The 19,153-nt window shown below is 55.5% G+C and carries 16 protein-coding genes; 7 read left to right on the forward strand and 9 right to left on the reverse strand.

Translation table 11 applies throughout. The features are described 5' to 3' along the window. Positions 1–126: 126 nt before the first annotated feature. The 6 genes from SH661x_RS13655 to SH661x_RS13680 are packed head-to-tail and all read right to left on the reverse strand — an operon-like array spanning position 127 to position 6,613. A complete protein-coding gene (locus SH661x_RS13655; RefSeq protein ID WP_437222329.1) occupies positions 127–1,077 on the reverse strand; it encodes an ABC transporter permease in 951 nt (316 codons plus the stop codon). After that, positions 1,074–2,636 carry a sugar ABC transporter ATP-binding protein gene (locus tag SH661x_RS13660; RefSeq protein WP_437222332.1) on the reverse strand — a complete coding sequence of 521 codons (1,563 nt, stop codon included), beginning with the start codon at positions 2,634–2,636 and terminating at the stop codon, positions 1,074–1,076. The genes SH661x_RS13655 and SH661x_RS13660 overlap by 4 nt, the downstream gene beginning before the upstream one ends. After that, positions 2,633–3,601, reverse strand: a complete 969-nt coding sequence (locus SH661x_RS13665) for a sugar ABC transporter substrate-binding protein (RefSeq protein WP_437222335.1) — start codon at positions 3,599–3,601, stop codon at positions 2,633–2,635. The genes SH661x_RS13660 and SH661x_RS13665 overlap by 4 nt, the downstream gene beginning before the upstream one ends. Beyond that, complete coding sequence (rbsK, locus tag SH661x_RS13670; protein ID WP_437222337.1) at positions 3,598–4,536, reverse strand: ribokinase; 939 nt, start codon at positions 4,534–4,536, stop codon at positions 3,598–3,600. The genes SH661x_RS13665 and rbsK overlap by 4 nt, the downstream gene beginning before the upstream one ends. Next, positions 4,533–5,609 (reverse strand): nucleoside hydrolase, encoded by a 1,077-nt coding sequence (locus SH661x_RS13675; protein ID WP_437222340.1) that lies wholly within the window; start codon positions 5,607–5,609, stop codon positions 4,533–4,535. The genes rbsK and SH661x_RS13675 overlap by 4 nt, the downstream gene beginning before the upstream one ends. After that, positions 5,606–6,613 carry a LacI family DNA-binding transcriptional regulator gene (locus SH661x_RS13680; protein WP_437222343.1) on the reverse strand — a complete coding sequence of 336 codons (1,008 nt, stop codon included), beginning with the start codon at positions 6,611–6,613 and terminating at the stop codon, positions 5,606–5,608. The genes SH661x_RS13675 and SH661x_RS13680 overlap by 4 nt, the downstream gene beginning before the upstream one ends. A gap of 144 nt (positions 6,614–6,757) precedes the next feature. Between SH661x_RS13680 and SH661x_RS13685 the strand changes: the two genes are divergently transcribed. The 3 genes from SH661x_RS13685 to SH661x_RS13695 all read left to right on the forward strand — a co-directional run bounded on the left by SH661x_RS13685 (position 6,758) and on the right by SH661x_RS13695 (position 9,755). Further along, entirely contained in the window at positions 6,758–7,024 is a 267-nt protein-coding gene (locus SH661x_RS13685; protein ID WP_437222345.1) for a hypothetical protein, read from the forward strand. Positions 7,025–7,659: 635 nt separating this feature from the next. Further along, positions 7,660–8,184 (forward strand): phytanoyl-CoA dioxygenase family protein, encoded by a 525-nt coding sequence (locus tag SH661x_RS13690; RefSeq protein WP_437222348.1) that lies wholly within the window; start codon positions 7,660–7,662, stop codon positions 8,182–8,184. Positions 8,185–8,420: 236 nt separating this feature from the next. Continuing rightward, on the forward strand, positions 8,421–9,755 hold the full coding sequence (locus SH661x_RS13695) for an aminotransferase class III-fold pyridoxal phosphate-dependent enzyme (RefSeq protein WP_437222351.1): 1,335 nt from the start codon (positions 8,421–8,423) through the stop codon (positions 9,753–9,755). Between the two features lie 202 nt (positions 9,756–9,957). Here the strand turns inward: SH661x_RS13695 and SH661x_RS13700 are convergent, their stop codons facing one another. After that, complete coding sequence (locus tag SH661x_RS13700) at positions 9,958–10,473, reverse strand: sodium:solute symporter family transporter (protein WP_437222353.1); 516 nt, start codon at positions 10,471–10,473, stop codon at positions 9,958–9,960. Positions 10,474–10,552: 79 nt separating this feature from the next. Then, positions 10,553–11,485 carry a dihydrodipicolinate synthase family protein gene (locus SH661x_RS13705; protein WP_437222355.1) on the reverse strand — a complete coding sequence of 311 codons (933 nt, stop codon included), beginning with the start codon at positions 11,483–11,485 and terminating at the stop codon, positions 10,553–10,555. A 308-nt stretch (positions 11,486–11,793) separates the two neighbouring features. Here SH661x_RS13705 and SH661x_RS13710 point away from each other — a divergent pair, with 308 nt between their 5' ends. The 4 genes from SH661x_RS13710 to SH661x_RS13725 all read left to right on the forward strand — a co-directional run bounded on the left by SH661x_RS13710 (position 11,794) and on the right by SH661x_RS13725 (position 18,126). Then, positions 11,794–11,937 carry a hypothetical protein gene (locus SH661x_RS13710; RefSeq protein WP_437222357.1) on the forward strand — a complete coding sequence of 48 codons (144 nt, stop codon included), beginning with the start codon at positions 11,794–11,796 and terminating at the stop codon, positions 11,935–11,937. Between the two features lie 43 nt (positions 11,938–11,980). After that, positions 11,981–13,429 carry a DUF1553 domain-containing protein gene (locus tag SH661x_RS13715; RefSeq protein ID WP_437222359.1) on the forward strand — a complete coding sequence of 483 codons (1,449 nt, stop codon included), beginning with the start codon at positions 11,981–11,983 and terminating at the stop codon, positions 13,427–13,429. Further along, complete coding sequence (locus tag SH661x_RS13720) at positions 13,422–14,897, forward strand: DUF1501 domain-containing protein (protein ID WP_437222361.1); 1,476 nt, start codon at positions 13,422–13,424, stop codon at positions 14,895–14,897. The genes SH661x_RS13715 and SH661x_RS13720 overlap by 8 nt, the downstream gene beginning before the upstream one ends. A 151-nt stretch (positions 14,898–15,048) precedes the next feature. Next, entirely contained in the window at positions 15,049–18,126 is a 3,078-nt protein-coding gene (locus tag SH661x_RS13725) for a c-type cytochrome (protein ID WP_437222363.1), read from the forward strand. On the opposite strand, the gene SH661x_RS13730 is transcribed toward SH661x_RS13725, so the two are convergent. Beyond that, a protein-coding gene (locus SH661x_RS13730) for an IS5 family transposase (RefSeq protein WP_437221910.1) occupies positions 18,113–18,912 on the reverse strand; the annotation gives its coding sequence in 2 pieces (ribosomal slippage) (positions 18,113–18,573 and positions 18,573–18,912; 801 coding nt in all). The two genes, SH661x_RS13725 and SH661x_RS13730, sit on opposite strands and share 14 nt — an antisense overlap. Positions 18,913–19,153 lie beyond the last annotated feature (241 nt).

A 19,153-nucleotide genomic window follows, 5' to 3' on the forward strand; every position in this document is an offset into this window, starting at 1 on the left:
AAGCTCCGTCGTTCTGATGAATAAAACAACGGAATCCTGTTGACTCAGTTCGTTTCGAATGACTCCCGGTTTTCAATACCTGATCTTCTGCACCCAGACACATTCTCCATGGCGGCTCCGTGCATGTTAAAGACGGAATCGATGACGCAATGCATCGACGAGCACCGCAACGACAATGACGACCCCCGTGATCATCTGTTTGTTCGCATCGGAGATCCCCAGCTGTGCCAGTCCGGATTGCAGGACTGAAATCATCAAGACTCCAATGAATGTGCTGAGCACACTTCCGCGTCCGCCCATCAGGCTGGTTCCGCCAATGACGCAGGAGGCGATCGCTGCGAGTTCCAGACCGATGGCTGCATTGGGGTCGGCACTGGAAAGTCTGGACGCTTGTGCAATCCCCGCGAGTCCGCACAGACAACCACTCAGCATGAAAACCGCAATCGAATACCGCGCTGTGCGGATCCCGGACATGCGTACCGCTTCTGCATTGGTCCCGATCGCGATGCAATACCTTCCAAACACGGAATAGGAGATGATCAGCTGTCCGAGCAGCACAGCCGATGCAGCAATGAGGAAGGCAGGCGACAGGTGCAGGGATGCAAGAGGTTCGCCAATCCATTCCACCTTTGATCCGATGTATTTGGTTTGAGAGTTCGTGATGGCTTTCGTGGCACCACGGGCGATTTCCAGCATCCCCAGCGTCACGATAAACGAGGGGATTCGGAAGCCGACGGAAATCAGCCCGTTGATCAGTCCGCACAATGCGCCGCTCAGAACAGCGACTGGAGCTGCTGCCGACAGGGACCAGCCGGAATCGACCATCAATGTTCCGAGAACCGCCGATGAAAGTGCCAGAATCGAACCCGCGGAAAGATCGATGCCTCCCGTGATCAAAACAAACGTCATCCCGACCGCCATCAGCGTCAGGTCGGGAATCTGATTGGCAATCGATGTGAAGGTGGACCTTTGAAAAAAGTTCTCGCTTTGGAGGCTGAAAACAAGAATCATTACCCCCAGAACCAGGCAGAGCCCTCCGGAATTGACCAGCAGATTCTTGATCTTTTGATGGTTCACACTACGGCCCTCCGTTCCAGATATCCGGAGAAGGCCGCACGCATCATCTGACCATGAGAGAAGTCCGGACGGGAGAAGGTTTCCACCAGTCTTCCGTTCGACATCACGGCGATGCGGTCACAGGTTTCGAACAGCTCTTCCAGGTCACTGCTGACAATGACAATCCCCTTTCCTTCATCGGCCAGGGATTTCATCAGCTGATAGATCCGTCGCCGCGCCGGAACATCGATCCCTCGGGTCGGTTCGTCAAACAGAAAGACCTTGGCATTCGTTGCCAGCCAGCGCGATATGACGACCTTCTGCTGGTTGCCTCCGCTGAGCGTTCCGACCGGCTGTTCGATGCTTGTGCAGCGGATGCCCAACTCTTCCCGATTGCGTTCGGTCGAATCAATTTCCTCGCGAGCACGGATTAATCCCAATCGGCTGAAGCATTTTTTCACCACAGCCAACGTTCTGTTCACGCGGATCGATTGAGACAAAAGCAGCCCGTTGGACTTTCGATCTTCCGTGACCATGGCCAGCCCAGCTGCGACCGCTTCACTGGGATGGCGGAACCGGAATGCATCGAGTTCATCCGGAAATTGAACGGTCCCGGACGTGGCGATGTCCGCACCGAAAATGAGGCGTAAGAGTTCCGTGCGTCCTGAACCGATGAGTCCCGAAATCCCCAACCGTTCCCCTTTTCGTACCTGAAACGAAACATCCTTGACTGGCCCGCCGGAAAGGTTGTCGACCTTCATGGCCCAGCTTGTCGCGTCATGATTCAATGTTCTTTTTGTCGGGACGAAGCGGTCCACGGCTTTGACGACGTGCTGCTCGCGTGACACGTCACCTACCATCAGTCCGACCATTTGATCCGTGTTGAGTGTCGAGGTCTGGTAAGTCCCGACAGTGCAGCCGTCCTTCAGCACAGTGATCCGGTCAGAAAGTCGCGACACTTCATCGAGTCGGTGACTGATATAAACAATGCCCACACTTTGCGACCGCAGCCGATCCAGCCATTCAAATAACGCTTCCGATTCAGCAGCGCTCAGTGCGGCTGTCGGCTCATCCAGAATCAGCAATTGACACTGGCGATCCAGCGAGGCTGCAATTTCGATCATCTGCTGCTGGCCGACGCCGAGAGTTTCCACGAGCGCATCCGTCCGAATCGTCTTCAATCCGAGTCGATCTAATGCGATCCTTGCGAGGCTGTGCAGCTCTGGATAATTGATCAGGCCTCCCTTTGACGGAAGACGCGTCAACAGGAGGTTCTCTGCGACACTCAACGTCGGAATCAGATTGAATTCCTGCTGGACAATTTCGATGCCGGACTGTTCTGCCTCGCGTTTGTTTCTGGGAGCGTAGTCTTCCCCGCGGAACGTCATCTTTCCAGATGTCGGGAGGACAAGCCCAGCGATCGTCCGGACCAATGTGCTTTTCCCGGCACCGTTCCCACCGACGAGCGCATGAATTTCTCCGGACCGGACTTCAAATGCACAGTCGTTTAGAACTCTGGCGTCTCCGTAGGTTTTGGAGACCCCATGGACTTCCAGAAGTGGGAGCGAGATTCCGTTCATTTGGATAACGACTCCGCCGTGACCAGATCGACCGGAGTTTCAACATTCTCGACGACATTGCTCGGGTCGTTGAGAAGTTTGAGGGCATTCTGAATTCCGTAGACTGCCAGTTCGCCGCCATGCTGATCGGCAGTCGCCAGGATCTTCCCGTCGCGAATCGCCTGTTGAACTGCCGAGATGTTGTCGAAGCCCACAATGAGCACATCGCCTGTCCGGTTCATCGACTTGACCGCTGCCATTGCTCCAAGTGCCATAGAATCGTTCGCAGCCAGGATTCCCTTGATGTCGGGATATTCACTGAGCACCGAAGCAACAATCGTGTTGGCTTTGCTCATTTCCCACTCAGCGGACTGATGGCTGACGACGTTCATCCCGGCCTCTGCCATCGCCTCCTGAAATCCGTCGAACCGCTGCTGACCGTTGAATGAGGTCCGCACCCCTTCAATGATGCAGACTTTGTCACCTTTGGTGAGATGACCGGCAAGATAGGTTCCCACCCGCTTGGCCCCCGCTTTGTTGTCAGGCCCAATGCACGGAATCACGACGTTTTCTGCTGCCAGGACTTCAGCATCGAGGCGATTGTCAATATTGACGACCACGACACCGGCCTTTTGAGCCCGACGCAAGACTGAAATCAATGCTTTCGAATCGGCGGGAGCAATGACAATCGCATCGACTTTGTTTGCGACCATCTCTTCCACAAGGGCGACCTGCCGGCTGAGGTCACGCTCATCTTTGATCCCGTTGACGATGAGTTCAAAGTCATCCGCATGCGCGGCTTGATAGGTCCTGGCTTCTTCAGCCATGGTTGAGAAAAATTCGTTCGCCAGGGATTTCATGATCAGGGCGATCTTCGGCTTTTTCTTTCCTTCGATCGCTGATCTCTCTTCTCGGGGGACTGCAACCCCGTTGGAGCATCCCAGTGCGATGATGCAGATGAGCATGCAGATGTGCAGCTTCTTCATGGATGTGTACTCCAGAGCTGTTGAATCTCCGCACGATGGCCGATGCTGGGCTGGGCTCCAAGACGGGATGCGGTCATAGCACCTGCGGCGTTTCCCCAACGGACAGCCTCGTCAAGATCTCCCGTTTCAACCCAGCGGACAGCGAGAGCTCCGATAAACGAGTCCCCGGCAGCTGTCGTGTCGACCACCGTCGTCTTGAACGCCGGATGGAGACGGCCGCCGTTCGTGTCGTAGAGATAAGCTCCCTTCCCACCCAGCGTCACAACGACATGTTTCGCCCCGAGTTGGTGAAGGATCCGCGCTGCCCGGTCGACATCATGGAGAGTCTCAACCGGGATTCCTGCAAGCCGGGCCGCTTCCTGTTCGTTGGGGCAGATCAAGTCCACGTTGAGCAGTTCATCAGGGAACGATTCCGAGACCGGTGCCGGGTCCAGGATCACGCGGACACCGGCGTCCCATCCCATCTTGATGACAGCCAGAACGGTTTCCATTGGAACTTCAAGCTGAAGCATGACCACATCGCAGGAGAGGATGACGCTCTGCAGAGCCTGCACATCCTGCGTGCTCAGACGTTCGTTCGCGCCACCGAAAGTCACGATCTGATTTTCGCCGCTCTCTTCGACGGTGACGAAAGCCAGCCCGCTGCCGCAAGCTGTTGTCTCCTGAACATGCTCGCAATTCACCCCGCAGGACTGCAGCGAACTGATCAGATTGCTCCCGAACGCGTCGTTTCCAACGCGCCCGATCATAGACACGGCGCCACCTGCCCGTGCTGCGGACACCGCCTGATTCGCTCCCTTTCCGCCGGAATTCTGCGTGTAGGATCGCGCCGCGACCGTTTCTCCCGGCTTAGGGAAATTCTGACATTGAAGGACCAGATCCATATTGATAGAGCCAACGACGGCAATCCTCGGTCGGGAAATGGAATTGATCATTTGTCGGTTTTCTCCAGCGACACTGCCCAAGTCTGATGAGGCGGTTCGCTGGAAAGCAGTGTCAGCGCCTCAATCACTCGCCCCTTCTGATCGTCGCGGAGAATGAGGTATCGATCCCGACCGTTCTCCATCGGCTCAAAATTTGTGTAGACATCTTCCACGGTGACGCGACCGGGGGGAGAGAGGTCGAAGTATCCATGGTTCGGACGAACAGCGACCAATACGGATGTTAAATCCCAGGTCGGTCGATCGTGTGGAGGAGGGATGTATGCAATGTAGGCGTCCGAAACCGGATGATGTTTCACATACTGATAATCCTGCTCGATGCTTTGATGTGGGTAAGGAAGTTGCAGGCCGATCTCGAATCCGCTCCAGAGAATCTGTGTCGGCCAGGCAGCGAACAGCGACTGCGCGGATGTGACTTCCTGGTTCACGTTGTACTCGCTGTAGCGCTCCAGGACCCCAGTCTGGCTGTTAGGGATCTCCGTGAACGCTCCCGCCATCACAGAAAGGAGACGAACTTTCTTGCTGACGAGATCCGTGCCGTTGAGAGGGCTGTGCTGATCACCGTCTGACTTCAGAAGATCTGCGAGATTCGTGGAAAAACCGACCTGACAGATAACAACCGTTCCGTCTTCGGCGGCCGCGAGTGTCTGTCTCAGCAGATCGACCGCAGCAGGGGCGTCTTTCCCCGAGGAGAGGTCGTGCGGATAGCGCTGCTGGCCGCCCTCCTCGATTTTTGCCAGACCGTTGAATCGACCCTGCTGAGGAGTCACGCCGCTGCGACAAACTCCAATGGGAATGTTACCGCGTCCGTAAAATGTATTCACGCAGTCTGTAAACGGTGCGGCCAGCTCATGGTCTTTCGTGATCGTCACAGCCAGAAGTTCACATTCCCCTCGCGACTGTAATGCGTGAATCATCGCTAACGCGAGAACGTCATCGCAGTCATTCCCGATATCCGTGTCGAAGATCAGAGGAATCGGCTTCTGCACAGGTTCGGCGTGCGAAAGGTGCGAATTCACAACCCCCAGAATCACGGCGATGACGGGCGTGAAACTCCAGTTTCTCATTGCAGTACCCTTCCGACCGAGGCTCGGGACACCAACCGAACAGGAATTTTGTGTGTCCTCTTTTTCGTCGTTGTTTTCGACTGCAGCTCCTCGATGACCAGCTCGGCTGCTCGACGTCCCAGTTCCGGAACGTCCTGCACGATGGTGGTTAACGGGACCTGCATGAATTCCGCGAACGCAATGTCATCGAAGCTGATCAAAGACAAATCTTCGGGAATTCGCCGGCCCATTTCCGCCGCCGCCCGGATTGCTCCCAGGGCGTTGGGAGTACTCATCGCAAAGAGTGCGGTAATCTCCGGAGACTGCGTCAGAAGTTGCCGAGCGGACTGATATCCGGATTCAAACGTAAACTGATCTCCAGCCACAAAGGCGGGATCCAGCTCTTCCCGGACCTCCTTGAGCTCCATTTGGGCTCCCTGAAGTCGCAAGTCGCAGGGCAACGTTCCGGGAAGTCCCCTTAAGATCCCGATCTGCCGATGCCCGTTCTGAAGCAGAACCTTCATTGCGAGCCGGGCTCCTTCCAGATGATCAGACGTCACCTGGACCATCGATGAGCCGACACAGCAGCGATCGACCACAATCAGCGGAAGACCACTCTTTGAAGCAAGTTCCAGATGTTGAAATTCGAGTCCGACCGGGCACACCACCAGAGATTCCACATTTCTTGAAATCATCTGGTCGATGAGATCGCGTTCCTTGTTTACAGAGCCGTCGCTGTCAGCCATCACAGTCGAAAAGCCTGCCGATTCAATTGAGATCGTCACGGCACGAGTGATCGCGGAGAAGAACGGATTCGAAAGATCCGGAACAATGATTCCCAGCAATCCGGTTCGCCTGGATCGCAGCGACCGGGCCACTTCACTGGGACGAAACCCCAGTTGCTTCGCTGCATCTTTCACGAGCTGAGCGGTGGACTCACTGATGCGATTCTGACTCGCCAGCCCGTTCAAAGCACGTGACGCTGTCGACACACTCACCCCGGCCGCATGTGCGACATCACTCATCGTCGGATTCGTGCGTTCTCTCGCCAATGCCCCACACACTTTCAGTCAGAAGTCGCTGAAACCGCATGCACAATCGATTGTGCACGCCACAATACATGAAATGCATCGGAGACGCAAGTAACATCAACGGTAGTTGATGAAAGTTTGAAATGTGAATCTCTGCCTTTCGATATCGATGAAAGGGGAACTGCAAGTGGGAGCAACAACACGGCCCGGTGGCTCCTGGCCCAAGTCACGTACCAGGTTCTCCGCAAGGCCGGCCGGCTGCGGGAATGGTACAAGAAGATCAAGAGAAGGCGGGGCTGTGGCGTGGCTCGAGTCGCGGTGATGCGGAAGCTGGCGACGGTGATCTGGCACATCCTCAGCAAGCAGCAGAGTTATTTTGAGTGCCGAGCCAATGCAGTGGCCTGAACCTCTCAGAAGTGAATCTGCATCCATGACCCCGTTCCCCAAGGAGACCAGACCAAAACCTTCACCCCGGTTGTTCGATCCAGGACGGCAGCACAAACCAGACATGGTGATGCATGACGGGGATACCAAACTCAACCTCGAATTCTGAACTGAGGCTACGAGAAGTTTGTTGGCACGATCAAATCGGAGTGCCTGTCAAAATTCATCATCTTTGGTAAGCGACACCTGGATCATCTCGTCGCGGAGTTCAGCAATTATGACAACCGGCACCGAACTCTCGTCGAAACCTCTTTGCCGTCAACGCTCTTTGGTTGACGACATCAATTGGACAGCGTCGCCCTCGCAGCTCACGTTGATCATCTTCGCCGACCAAAATTCGAACGGCGCACGTATCGATTTTCATTGACTCTAAAATGAACGCAGTTATACGGACCGAACCGGTTACGCCAGTCGAATGAAAGTGCCACGCGAATGGAGTTTGCGCAAGTAACCGGATTGACACGGGTTGCGGTTCGTGTCAGTTCCGTTTTTGCCTGCTGGTGTCAAGATCCTGCAGAGTCGCCGGGAGGAAATCGTCTCGTGAGTGCGACCTCGTTCCATCAACCTGTTCAGTCGTGGCGACCCGTGCTGAGGCAATGTGCAGTTCTGGCGGGATTGCAGTTGATCGCGATGTGGGAGAGCCGGCCGAGGCACAAGGGGCCGAATGGTTTAACAAACCGCCTCGCACTGAGCATGTCACGCCTCCGCATCAGGACAACTTCTACTTCTGCCTCGCACCTGCACAGGTCCTGACGATGTGGCTGGCACTGGATGACGTTGATGATAAAAACGGATGCCTGCGATATGTTCCCGGGTCGCATCTACGGGGCATCCGGCCGCACAATCGAACAAAAACGCTCGGGTTCTCGCAGGGGATTGTGGACTATGGCGACCGGGATCTGGAGATCGAAGCAGCCATCCATGCCCAGCCGGGTGATGTGCTGATTCATCACGGCGATATGATTCATCGGGCCGAGGCCAACCGCTCAAACACTCGCCATCGCCGCAGCTTCGCCATGGTCGTTCGCGGCCAGAGTTGCCGTCGCGATGAAGCCGCTTACCAGCGTTACCTCGACGCGGCCACTCTCCACCATCAGAACATGGGCCTGAATGTCGTCTGAGTTTTTTTAATTGGTGCGTATCAAGGGACGCTGGAGTCTCCTGAGGATCATCGCAACTCGCGTTCAGTTGCACGCCCGACGTGTGCAGCTGAACGTGAGTCGACCGAGTTCATCGGGCTCAACGGTGATGTCACTTCACTGTCTGGATGCGGGCTGCCTGTTCTGTATTTCTCGAGCATCGAAACGATCTGCTCGATCACTTCAAAAACTGAGTCCGCGAACTCGAACAGAGAACAATGCCTGAAAACCAGAACCCCCACTTTGGAAGATCCACCTCCCTGTATGAAGAAGCTCGGCGGATCATCCCGGGTGGAACGCAGCTGCTCAGCAAGCGGCCTGAATTATTCGCCCCGGGAAAGTGGCCGGCTTACTATGCCTCTGCGCAAGGCTGCGAAGTTGTCGACCTGGATGGGCGGAAATATCTGGACTTCACGCCCAACAGTGTCGGGGCTTGCCTGCTGGGATATGCGCATCCTGAAGTGAATCGCAGGGTCATCGAGCGAATCCATCGAGGGACCATGTGCACTCTCAACAGTCCGGAAGATGTGGAACTTGCGAAAGCCCTTCTGAAAATTCACCCCTGGGCCGAGCAGGTGCGTTTTGCCCGTTCGGGTGGAGAGGCACTCGCCATCGCTGTGCGTCTGGCAAGGGCTGCGACAGGACGTGATCAGGTCGCGTTCTGCGGGTATCACGGCTGGTGCGACTGGTATCTCGCTGCAAACCTCGGCGAAGAGAGTGCTCTGGACGGCCACCTCCTTCCGGGGCTGAGTCCGAAGGGAGTTCCCCGCGGCCTGAATCAGACTGCACTGCCGTTCGCCTACAATCAGTTGCAAGAACTCCAGCAGATTGTGCAGACGCGGAAGGGCCAACTGGCCGCCGTCGTCATGGAACCGACTCGCAGTCACTCCCCCGAAAAGGGGTTTCTGGAAGGTGTCCGCCAGTTGTGTGATGAACACGGAATCCGACTCATCTTCGATGAAGTAACGACCGGATTCCGGTTCCGCCTTGATGGAATTCACTTGGATTATGGGATTGTGCCAGATGTCGCTGTCTTCGCAAAAGGAATGGAGAGCGGTCATCCAATTGCAGCGATCATCGGCCACCGCTCAACGATGGAGGCCGCCGAAGAGTCATTCATTTCGAGCACTTACTGGACTGAAGGGGTCGGGCCGACAGCCGCGCTGGCCACGATCTCGATCTGTCAGGATCAGGATGTGGCGGGACACATCCGGATGATCGGCCAGTTGTTTCAATCCTCTCTCAGTTCAGCTGCAGCGAAGGTCGGAGTGCCGTTCCTCGTGGATGGACACCCTGCTCTGACAAAGATCGGTATTTCCCATCCCGAGCAGGACGCCCTGATGACGCTCTTCACAATTCGAATGCTAGAGCGAGGTTTTCTCGTCGGCAGCGGGTTCTATCCAACTTCAGCACACCAGCCGCACCACGTGGAAGACTTTGTTCAATCAGCGACTGCAGTCCTGAATGAGTTAGTCGTTGCCATGGAGAATCATGACGTGATGCAACGCATTGGTGGGCAAGTCAGGCAGACTGGTTTTAAACGGCTGATTTAGTTGACTGGCCGATCACCCTGGGGCCTTTGATATCAATGAAAGAGCAATAGCAAGTGGGCGATGGATTTCCCAGTGCGGGAGCGGAAATCACCATGGTCGTACCGCTGAAGATCAGCGCACACGGCAGCACGTCAGTCCAGATCATCGCCTGAATCCCCCCGATGGATTTGCAGATCGCAGCGATAACTCCAACTGCTGGAATTCACCAGTACAGGTCCGGGTCGGGGAACACCTCAAGGTCGGGGCCTTTCACACGATCCAAAGTCATAGAAGCTGCGAAGGCGACCATACTCATCCAGCCCAGACGCAGCAGCAGGAAGAGACTCGCCCCGATGACCCCGATCCCAGTGTTAAATCTCAGTTCCAGATACTCGTAGGCGCTGGTCAGTCGCAGCCGCATATAGAAGGGGATCGACAGCTGGATGATGACAATCGCCGAGAGTGGAATCGCCAGGTATCCCAGGAAACAGCCGATCCCATGTCTGACCACTTCTCCCGGAGTTCCCAGGTGTGTCAGGGTGGAGAAGAGAGTCGCCATGATGCTCAGGCCGACGGCAAACCATGGCACGTTCCGACCGCCGACAAAAAAGTCATCGGTTGAATGCTGACGGCTGCCGAACCACAGGGCGATTCCGAACGTCACCAGCATGTCAGCGGCGATGGTAATGAAGTCGAGGAGCTTCAGACCTGATTCAACAGGGATACCACTTTCCGCCATGTGGAAAAGTCTTCAGGGTGTCGGTGAGATCAGTGATTCATTTTGCGGGAAGCAAGGAGGTACTCGGGACCGATCATGTTCAGGCCCCGGACCAATGTGGCAGCTCGGCCTGCATTCTGTCCCGATAACGTTGAAATGCCTGGTCCGACGCCCCCCGATCGGGAGGCAGCAGCCGCAACGGGAACTCTGGATCGGACAGCTTGCAGAGAAGCTTGTCGTAAGCCCCGTCCATATGGGCGCCGTCCTGTTCCACAATCTCAAGAATGATCGATCGATGATGCAGCAGTTCATCCCGATGCTGCGCCAGTCTCCGGTTGTCCTGCTGGGACAGTCCCAACTCGAACATCTGTCTGATCAGGGGGATGTTTGTCGAGCTCAAAGACAACAACAGGCTGGCCTGCAGCCCCGTCAGCGCTGCCTGAACCCAGTTCACTTCATTGAAGAAATGGCCCAGTTGCGGTGCGATTTGAAGGGTATGGGCCATCTGGGCTTCATCCAGTCGTGTTGCCCATTTGACGCCGATCAGATTGGGATAGCGTTCTGCCAGCTCGCCTATTCTGTCTGAGTCAAGCAGACGCAGGCCCCGGGCGACGTTGTAGAACAGAAAGGTGCAATCAGGATTCCGACCGCAGACATCGTGGAACAACGTATCAACTTCGCTGTCGGTCACCCGTCCCCATGAAGGAAGCGTGAATTGAAAACTGTCGAAGCCGAGACTTCGTCCCAGTTCAATTCGCTCCTGCAGCTGTGCAACTGAATTGGCGATCAGTCCCAGTTGACGCAGTTGCAGTCTTCCTTCCGTCTCTTCCTGGAAGATTCTCGCGGCTTCGCTGAACTGGCTGTTGGTCAGGGCGTGACCTTCCCCAGCTGTCCCGAACAGGTAGAGTCGCTCAATGCCCGTGGCAAGCAGGGCTGCGATGGAACGACGAAAGATGGGGACATCCAGTTGGTCGTCCTCCGTCCATGGGAGACAACAGGTGGCCAGAATGCAGGGAGGAAGTCGTGCGGTCATGGGGTTCCGATCGGCATATTTGTCGGGATGCAGGCTGCTATCAGTTCAACTTCTTCACAAGTTCAACGAACGATCTGTCAGAGCACGAAGTGTGAGCGAGTGGATTCTTAACACAACGCAACTCGATCCACTTGTTCACGGGGCATTCTCTGAAAAAATCAAACTGTAGTATCATCGTCAGCTGCCCACTGAAATCCTCCCTTTGATATCGCAGAATCTGACCTCAAAAATGCCCCGCCAGACGGACCTTAGTGCTGTTCAACGGATGCGCAACTCGTCTCCACATTAAAGATTGTGACGATACCGATATGGGCTTCATTTTTCACCCGTTGCTCGCCCTGATCGCCTCTGCCACGGATCGCGAACTGGCGAAGTACATCCAGTTCCTGAAGGAAGAGAACAAGATTCTCAGAGCGAGAGTTCCCGGCCAGATTCACACGAATCCGAGATGAGCGGGGGCGGCTGATTAATTTCGGCAAGGCATTGGGGAGGGCCGTGGAAGAACTTCTGACATACGACCCGACCCAGCGACATTTCGCCATCTACATCCTGCGGACGCCGCTTATTCTGACACCGGACGATGAGATTGTCTTCGTCATGCTGCAGCGCAGTGCAATCGATCATGCCAACATTGGCCGCTTTCGCGTCTCCACGACTGATCAACCTGGCGATGTCATCAGTGTTAAGGAACCGCTCCCCTTGGAGTCTCTTGCTGTTCTGAATTTAGACGGTCCCACCCAGATCGATAACTCGTTGCGGAGTCGACTGCGGGACCAGTATCTCGCTGATCATCCTGCGTATCAACAAGCCGAAGCAGAGTTGAACTCGGCAAAGCAACAGTTATCGGAAATCAAAAGCATGGCAGGCCCGCTGAATGTCATGGTGATGGCGGAGCAGAAAGAACCTCGTACAACGCATATCCTGGAACGGGGAGTCTGGGATCAGCGGGGGAATTCCGTCACGAGCGGACTCCCTGCCGCGATTCTGCCGTGGCCCCAGAGCCGATCCAAATCGCGACTGGATCTGGCGAACTGGCTGATCTCGCCGGACAATCCCCTGACCGCCCGAGTGATCGTGAATCAGCTTTGGCAACTGTGCTTCGGAGTCGGACTCGTACGGACTCCGGAAGACTTCGGTTTGCAGGGAGAGCCACCCACGCATCCTGAATTACTCGACTGGCTGGCCGTTGAACTGGTCGAACACAACTGGGACCTGAAGCATATTTTACGCCTGATCGTCACCAGTCAAACCTATCAGCAGAGCAGCCAGATCTCTCCCGAGCTACTCGAGCTGGACCCCGAGAACCGGTTGCTTGCACGGGGGGCCCGGTTTCGACTTCCCAGTTGGATGCTGCATGATGCGGCGCTGCGCTCAAGTGGCCTGATGAATCCTTCTCTGGGTGGCCCTCCCACCAAGCCCTATCAGCCGGAAGGAGCTTGGGAAGAGCAATCCATGGGCAAGTTCCAGTATCGCCCCAGCCAAGGCACGGCTCAGTTTCGTAGAACGTTGTACACGTTCTGGAGACGTTCCGCGGTCCCCACATTCTTATTTGATACTGCCCAGCGTCGCGTTTGCGAGGTCACATCTCGATTGACCAACACGCCGTTGCAGGCATTAACACTGCTGAACGATCTCACGATGCTTGAAGCCTCTCGTGAACTAGCCAGGTCTGTCATGCGACGTGAGATGGATTCGACCACAAGATTGAATACGATCTGTCAGTCCATTCTTTCTCGCGACGCTACCCCCGCGGAGTCGGAGGTGCTTTCCAAAAAACTGGAACAAGCACGCGCGTACTACCGTGCATCTCCGGATCAAGCGCAGCAGTTTTTGAACTTTGGCCAGGTTGAACATCGCGACGTCTCGTCCAACGAAGAGGTTGCCGCGTATACCGTCGTGGCGAGTCTGATCTATAATCTTGATGAGGCATTGACGCATGAATAAGTCGTCGAAATCGGCGTTCGACCAGGAACAATCTGTGGCGGACATCTCTCGCCGATACTTTCTGGGCCAAGGAGCCGGAGTGAGCCTGGGAGCGATGGCTCTTGGATTTTTGAACCTTGCACAGGGAGGGGCTGCCACGGGGAGCCAGACCGGGCGCCGCGAAGATCTTCCGCATTCAATTCCATCCGCCAAACAAGTCATTTTCTTGACCCAGTCGGGGGGCCCCTCTCAACTCGAACTCTTCGACCACAAACCGAACTTGCACAAGTTGGCAGGAACGGAACTTCCTGAAAGCGTTCGCCAAGGCCAGCGCCTGACGACCATGACCGCTGGCAAACAACAACTCGTCGTGCCTTCCAAGACAACTTTTCGTCAATACGGAGCCAGCGGCGCGACAGTGGGAAGCTGGCTGCCTTACACCGCTGGAGCGGTCGATGATCTCTGCTTCGTAAAATCCATGGTCACCGATCAGATCAATCACGCGCCGGCGATGACGAAGATGCTCACCGGACATCAGTTGCCCGGCCGTCCGAGTCTCGGGGCCTGGACCAGTTACGGCCTCGGAAGCGAAAATCGAAATCTGCCCGACTACCTGGTCTTAATCTCCAATCTGAAGCGGGCCACTGATCAACCGCTCTACGACCACTACTGGGGAAGCGGTTTCCTTCCGTCTCGATACCAGGGAGTGAAACTGAGAAATGCCAAAGACCCGGTTCTCTATCTCAGCGATCCTGCGGGGTTGCCTCCACAGCTGAGGCGACTCATGCTGGATGGACTCACCGAGTTGAATCAGATGCGTTTTCAGCAGGCTGGGGATCCTGAGATTGAAACCCGTATCCGCCAATATGAAATGGCATGGAGGATGCAAACCAGTATTCCGGAACTGAGTGATCTGAGTGATGAAACGGAATCAACGTTCGATCTCTATGGTCCGGATTCCCGACGCCCGGGGAGTTATGCTGCGAACTGCATTCTCGCCCGGCGCCTGGTCGAACGGGGAGTGCGGTTTGTCCAGCTGTTTCACCCTGACTGGGACAATCATAACAGGATCGTCTCATCGTGCGCTTCCCGCTGCCGCGACACCGATCAGGCCAGTGCGGCCCTGGTTACCGACTTGAAGCAACGCGGGCTGCTGGATGAAACCCTTGTTCTCTGGGGAGGTGAATTCGGCAGGGGAGTCGCTGGCCAGGGAGAATGGGACAGTCCGGATGTCGGACGCGATCATCATCCCCGTTGTTTTACTGTTTGGTTGACCGGCGGCGGTATCAGGCGCGGGATCACTCATGGGGCGACGGATGATTTCAGCTACAACGTCACCGAGAATCCGGTCCACGTCCGTGATCTGCATGCCACAATTTTACATCTCTTAGGAATTGATCATCAGCAGTTCACCTACCGGTTCCAGGGACTCGACTACCGACTGACAGGGGTGGAACAGTCACGGGTCATTCACGAATTGATGGAATGATCTAATGCCTGAAGCCTATCACAGGACAGCGTTCTCCGTTTCTCCCGCCGATCCGAGTGCCTGCTGATCTTCACCGAGTTTTGAGCTCATGTGTCTATCCCGGGATAAGACGGTAGCGGATAACGACATTCTCACTTCGAAAGCAGGCGTGATGACGAAATATTCTCGATTGCAAGTTCAGTCCTTGTGCTGGGCTGTGGCTGTACTTTCATCGACGGCGATCGCCTTCGCCGATGATTTGCCCAAATGGGTCTGGCAGGGGGCTGAGAACCAGCCGATCACCCTGCACATGCGTAAGGACTTTTCCGTCGACGGTGACATTAAGTCCGCATTGATCGCTGCCACCGCGGACAACCATCTCACGATCTGGGTGAACGGTCAGCAGGTTCTCAAGGGGGATGACTGGCGCCACCTCGAATCAGCAGAAGTGACCGGGCAGATCAAACCAGGTCACAATACAATTGCAATTCAGGCGGTTAATGATGAGGGCACAGGCGCACTTCTGGCTGCCTTGCGAATCACTCACACAGACGGCGGAGTGACTGACATCGCCACAGATGGCAGCTGGAAAGCATCAGCGGATGCATCCGAGAAATGGCGTGAGGCGGAATTCGACGATCGACATTGGGGTGCGGTGCAGGTGCTCGGGCAGGTTGGAGACCCCTCACTTGCATGGTCGAGTTGCATCACCGAGTCCGTGATTTCTCGAGGACTCAGTGGATATGATGAAAGTGTCTATTTGCCGGTTGTTGCCAGGAATGTAACAACACGAGAAGGTTTTGTAGTCGAACAAGTCTTCGATGTGCCACGTCCAATGGGTTCTTGGGTCGCATTGACGAAAGATGATCGCGGTCGTCTCATCGCCTCCGCTCAGGAAGGCCAGGGGCTGTTCCTTATCCAACCGGGAACCGAAGGCCACCCGACAACAGTAAAAAAAGAGCCTGTGAAGCTCTCTGGTGCGCAGGGTCTGTGCTGGGCCTTCGATGCACTCTATGCGGTCGTGAATGGTGGACCAGGATCCGGCCTGCATCGACTCAAGGATACCGATGGGGACGGCTTGCTGGATGCAGATGAATTTCTGATGCCCATTCCCGGTGGAGGAGAACATGGTCCCCATGCGGTGATTCCATCTCCGGACAAGAAATCACTGTTGGTCATCGCAGGGAATCATACGAAATTGCCAGAAGGGATCACCGGGAGTCGAATCCCGCAGAACTGGAGCGAGGACCTGTTGTTGCCACGTCGTTGGGATGCACACGGACACGCCGCAGGCATTCTGGCTCCCGGCGGCTGGATCATCAAGGTCGATCTGGAAGCGAAACAGCGGGAGATTATCAGTATTGGCTTCCGCAACCAGTATGACATTGCATTCAACGCAGACGATGAACTCTTCACCTACGATGCTGATATGGAACGAGATCTGGGGTCTCCCTGGTATCGTCCCACGCGCGTCTGCCACGTCACGAGCGGGAGCGAATTCGGCTGGCGCAGCGGAACCGGAAAATGGCCGGCCTACTATGAGGATTCGCTTCCGGCGGTCGTCGATATTGGCCCTGGTTCTCCCGTAGGCATCGTCTTTGGAGAAGGAGCGAAATTTCCTGAGAGGTACCAACGGTCTCTCTTCCTGCTCGACTGGACTTACAGCACGATTTACGCTGTTCATATGACTCCCAAAGGAGCAACCTATCATGGAATCAAGGAAGAATTTCTGAACGGTCAACCGATGCAGGTGACTGATGGAATCATTGGAGATGATGGGGCCTTGTACTTCACAACTGGGGGGCGAGGCACGCAGTCTTCGGTGTATCGTGTCCGCTATCTCGGGGACGAGCCGACTTTTCCAGTCGATCTAAAAGCCTCTGAAGGAATCAAGGCAAGATCGTTGCGACATCAGCTGGAAGCATTTCACGGCCAGCCAGGTGCTGACCTCGAACTGATCTTCGCTCATCTCGGAAGTGAAGACCGCTTCATCCGATATGCGGCGAGAATCGCCTTAGAATCTCAACCCGTAGAGAACTGGGGCGAGCGTGCGCTCGCTGGTCGGAATCTCTCCGATCGCGGGATGATTCTGGCCATGATTGCATTGTCGCGGCAGGGGAAGACGGAAGATCTCCCTGCGATTCTGGAAGCTCTCGGGAAAGTCGATTTCGCCAGGCTCGATGAACAGGCTCAACTGGCATTCCTGCGCGCTTACGAACTGGCGTTCACTCGCCAGGGAAAGCCGGATGAAACTTGGCGGCAGAAGGTGATTGCGAAGCTGGACCCGCTGTACCCTGCGAAGTCATATCCGCTGAATGCGGAGCTGGTGCAGTTGCTGGTTTTTCTGAACGCACCGCAGGTTGTTTCGAAGACGCTGGCTGTCATGGATCAATTGGGACCGGAACCGCTGCAGGACTGGGCTCATCTCACGAATCGAAGTCAGCGATATGGGAGTAATATCGGCCAGTTGCTGGCGACGAGACCTCCCACTCGCGCCGTTCATTTTGCCTTTGTCTTAAGAAATCAGCAGTCCGGTTGGACGTTGCCCCAGCGGCAACGCTACTTCCAGTTCCTGATTGATGCTGCGAAATCTTCAGGCGGCGACAGCTACACAAAGTCGATTTCGCAGTTCCGCGAAGATGCGTTGATGAACTGCTCTCCGAGTGAAAGAATCGCGGTGGGCCCCATCGCGAGTGTCTCATTGCTGGCTCCTCCTCCACAAGTGACTCCGCCGGTCGGCCCGGGGCGAAAGTGGAACCGTGAAGAGGTTATCGCGAACTTAGAAGGTGAACTTCACAACCGGAATTTTAAACACGGCCGCAATCTCTTTTTTGCAACCGCGTGTGCGAAGTGCCATCGTTTAAACGGTGAAGGGGGAGCGATCGGCCCAGATCTCTCTACCGCTGGAAAGAAATTCCCACTGCCGGACCTGCTCGATGCGATCCTCGAGCCGAGCAAGGTGATTTCGGATCAATATGCTTCACATCAGGTGGCGACAGTCGAAGGGGAAATCGTGCTCGGCCGCGCAGTGGAGATCGGTAACGAGTTGTACGTCTTTACTCCTGATGCTGACGCCCCTCCGAAGATCTTTAAGAAATCGGAAGTCGAAGAAATCCTTCCATCGAAAATCTCACAGATGCCGGTCGGTTTGATTGACGGTCTGAATCCCGAAGAGCTCAAAGATCTGTTGGCGTATTTGTTATCAGGGGCTGACCCTAAGGGCGTCCGGACAAAACCTATTCAGCGATGAGATATCTCCAGGTGATGAGCGAGTTGGCGATGTCATGGAACGCTTGGTGCACTTCCTCCAGCCTGTCCCAGCGAATCCGCAACCTGCGGAATTGTTTGAGCCAGCTGATGGTCCGTTCAATCGGCCAGCGGGTCGCACCCAGAGACGAGTCCTGCCGCTGACCTCGTTTGGGAATGAAGGTCTCAATGCCAGCCAGTCCCAGCAGGTCCCGAGTTGCCTGGCAGTCGTAGCCTTTGTCGGCGGTCACACTCCGTGGGCAATCCAGGGGGCGTCCCCGCTTGCCACCAATCTTCGGGTACCTCAGAAACACCAGTGGCAGAAGTTGTTTCAGATCATGAACATTGGCGGCCGTCAGGATGTTCGCCAGCGGAATCCCATTGTGAGTGGTCATCAGGTGAGACTTGCTGCCGCAGCGACCACGATCCGTCGGATTCGGTCCGGTTTTTGTCCTCCCAACGGGGCCTTGATCAATCCGGCATCGACGAGCACGTCCGCCAGTTCCAGACGCCCGGCTGCGTTCAGCACGGTGAGGAGGTGGCGATGAATGTCCTGAAAGACTCCCAGGTCGATCCACAGCTTGAGACGTCGATAGCAGGTCTTGTAGGAACACCCCAGTTCCAAGGGCAGGTCCTCCCAGGCGATGCCGGTCTTGAGCACGAACAGAATGCAGGTGAAGACGGTCCTGTTCTCCGCTGGCGGTCGGCCGCCTTTGACAGAGAACTCGTAAGTCGGAAAGAACGGCTCGATCTCGTCCCACAAGTCATCACTCAGCAATCGGGTGGCCATATCAGTTCCTCCGTGAACGGGAAAAACCAGACCTTCCCAAAATTTTCAAACCATGCCAACATTAGTTTTGTCCGGAACCTCTAAGTCGGACGTTTACCAAAAAAAGTAAAACACTCCACGCGGTCCAATTGATCTTAATGATCAAAACAACCTCGTCACAAAGGGAGTTTCGGCGAGAGTTCGGCGCCAGTACTGTGCGATTCAGAATTCGGTTGATCCGCTGCGTCCATTCACAAAAGTG

This window comes from Planctomicrobium stercoris (assembly GCF_051465655.1).
Classification (GTDB): domain Bacteria; phylum Planctomycetota; class Planctomycetia; order Planctomycetales; family Planctomycetaceae; genus Planctomicrobium.

What these genes read in the sequence shown, in the direction of transcription:
- SH661x_RS13660 (WP_437222332.1), bottom strand. Translation starts at nt 2,636, where the DNA reads ATGAACGGAATCTCGCTCCCACTTCTGGAAGTCCATGGGGTCTCCAAA.
- SH661x_RS13665 (WP_437222335.1), bottom strand. Translation starts at nt 3,601, where the DNA reads ATGAAGAAGCTGCACATCTGCATGCTCATCTGCATCATCGCACTGGGA.
- rbsK (WP_437222337.1), bottom strand. Translation starts at nt 4,536, where the DNA reads ATGATCAATTCCATTTCCCGACCGAGGATTGCCGTCGTTGGCTCTATC.
- SH661x_RS13675 (WP_437222340.1), bottom strand. Translation starts at nt 5,609, where the DNA reads ATGAGAAACTGGAGTTTCACGCCCGTCATCGCCGTGATTCTGGGGGTT.
- SH661x_RS13680 (WP_437222343.1), bottom strand. Translation starts at nt 6,613, where the DNA reads ATGAGTGATGTCGCACATGCGGCCGGGGTGAGTGTGTCGACAGCGTCA.
- SH661x_RS13690 (WP_437222348.1), top strand. Translation starts at nt 7,660, where the DNA reads ATGTGCAGTTCTGGCGGGATTGCAGTTGATCGCGATGTGGGAGAGCCG.
- SH661x_RS13695 (WP_437222351.1), top strand. Translation starts at nt 8,421, where the DNA reads ATGCCTGAAAACCAGAACCCCCACTTTGGAAGATCCACCTCCCTGTAT.
- SH661x_RS13700 (WP_437222353.1), bottom strand. Translation starts at nt 10,473, where the DNA reads ATGGCGGAAAGTGGTATCCCTGTTGAATCAGGTCTGAAGCTCCTCGAC.
- SH661x_RS13705 (WP_437222355.1), bottom strand. Translation starts at nt 11,485, where the DNA reads ATGACCGCACGACTTCCTCCCTGCATTCTGGCCACCTGTTGTCTCCCA.
- SH661x_RS13710 (WP_437222357.1), top strand. Translation starts at nt 11,794, where the DNA reads ATGGGCTTCATTTTTCACCCGTTGCTCGCCCTGATCGCCTCTGCCACG.
- SH661x_RS13720 (WP_437222361.1), top strand. Translation starts at nt 13,422, where the DNA reads ATGAATAAGTCGTCGAAATCGGCGTTCGACCAGGAACAATCTGTGGCG.
- SH661x_RS13725 (WP_437222363.1), top strand. Translation starts at nt 15,049, where the DNA reads ATGACGAAATATTCTCGATTGCAAGTTCAGTCCTTGTGCTGGGCTGTG.